Annotated in this window: 1 rRNA gene; it reads right to left on the reverse strand. The window is 48.9% G+C overall.

The window, feature by feature from the left end:
• Positions 1-79 precede the first annotated feature (79 nt).
• Positions 80-1,634, reverse strand: a 16S ribosomal RNA gene (locus M900_RS05980).
• Positions 1,635-1,854: the final 220 nt, after the last annotated feature.

Here is a 1,854-nt window from a genome sequence, read left to right on the forward strand (position 1 = left end):
AAAAATATAGATGAAAAAGGAAACTTCAGTTACTTTAAGAAATCTTTGACCAGATAAGAGCTTAGCTCTAAATCCTTTAAAAGGAGGTGATCCAGCCCCAGGTTCCCCTAGGGCTACCTTGTTACGACTTCACCCCAGTCATCGATCCGACCGTAGACGCTCCCCTCTCGAAAGTTAGGGCCACGGCTTCAGGTAAGATCAACTCCCATGGTGTGACGGGCGGTGTGTACAAGGCCCGGGAACGTATTCACCGCAGCGTGCTGATCTGCGATTACTAGCGATTCCAACTTCATGGAGTCGAGTTGCAGACTCCAATCCGGACTGAGATGCACTTTTTGAGATTTGCTGACAGTCACCTGATCGCGTCTCTTTGTATGCACCATTGTATTACGTGTGTAGCCCTAGACATAAGGGCCATGAGGACTTGACGTCATCCCCACCTTCCTCCTGGTTAACCCAGGCAGTCTCCCTAGAGTGCCCAACTTAATGCTGGCAACTAAGGATAGGGGTTGCGCTCGTTGCGAGACTTAACCCAACATCTCACGACACGAGCTGACGACAGCCATGCAGCGCCTGTCACCGAGTTCTCCGAAGAGCACAATCAATTTTGGTCGATCTTCTCGGGATTTCAAGCCTAGGTAAGGTTCTGCGCGTTGCTTCGAATTAAACCACATAATCCACCGCTTGTGCGGGCCCCCGTCAATTCCTTTGAGTTTTAGTCTTGCGACCGTACTTCCCAGGCGGAGTACTTAATGCGTTAGCTGCGACACTGAAGCGGTCAAAGGCTCCAATATCTAGTACTCATCGTTTACGGCGTGGACTACCAGGGTATCTAATCCTGTTTGCTACCCACGCTTTCGCGCCTCAGCGTCAGTTAATAGCCAGAGAGCCCCCTTCGGCGCTGGTGTTCCTTCGCATCTCTACGGATTTTACCCCTACATGCGAAATTCCGCTCTCCCCTCTATAACTCTAGATTACCAGTTCCAGACGCAGTTCCGGGGTTGAGCCCCGGGATTTCACATCTGGCTTAATAATCCGCCTGCGCGCGCTTTACGCCCAGTAAATCCGAACAACGCTTGCACCCTTCGTATTACCGCGGCTGCTGGCACGAAGTTAGCCGGTGCTTCCTTTGATAGTACCGTCAAATCACAGGCCTATTAGACCCGTGACCATTCTTCTTATCTGACAGAGCTTTACAACCCGAAGGCCTTCCTCACTCACGCGGCATTGCTGCGTCAGGGTTTCCCCCATTGCGCAATATTCCCCACTGCTGCCTCCCGTAGGAGTCTGGACCGTGTCTCAGTTCCAGTGTGACTGATCATCCTCTCAGACCAGCTATGCATCGTCGCCTTGGTAGGCCATTACCCCACCAACAAGCTAATGCAACGCAGGCCCATCCTTCTGTGAATGCTTACAAGTAGAGGCATCCTTTCTAGTACTTTTCCCATGTCGTACTACGTATGCGGTATTAGCCAGAATTTCTTCTGGTTATCCCCCACAAAAGGGCAGGTTACCTACGCGTTACTCACCCGTGCGCCACTCTACTCACCCCCGAAGGAGCTTTCTCGTTCGACTTGCATGTGTTAGGCATGCCGCCAGCGTTCGTTCTGAGCCAGGATCAAACTCTCCAAGCATTAAATATAATCTTGAAAAATTATCTTCTAACTTACTTTTTCTAAATCGTTTCCGACTTAAAACTTCAAAGTGATTTTACTAAAAAGTTTAAGTGTTTCGGCATCTGACTATCGCTAATTACAACTGTTAACAACATTCGCTTTTTTAACATAGCGGATTTAGTTACGTCAGATCTTTAACATCTTAAAGCTTCTTTGGTTTCCTTTCTCATCTTATTCA

Source organism: Bacteriovorax sp. Seq25_V (assembly GCF_000447795.1).
In the GTDB taxonomy this organism is placed as follows: domain Bacteria; phylum Bdellovibrionota; class Bacteriovoracia; order Bacteriovoracales; family Bacteriovoracaceae; genus Halobacteriovorax_A.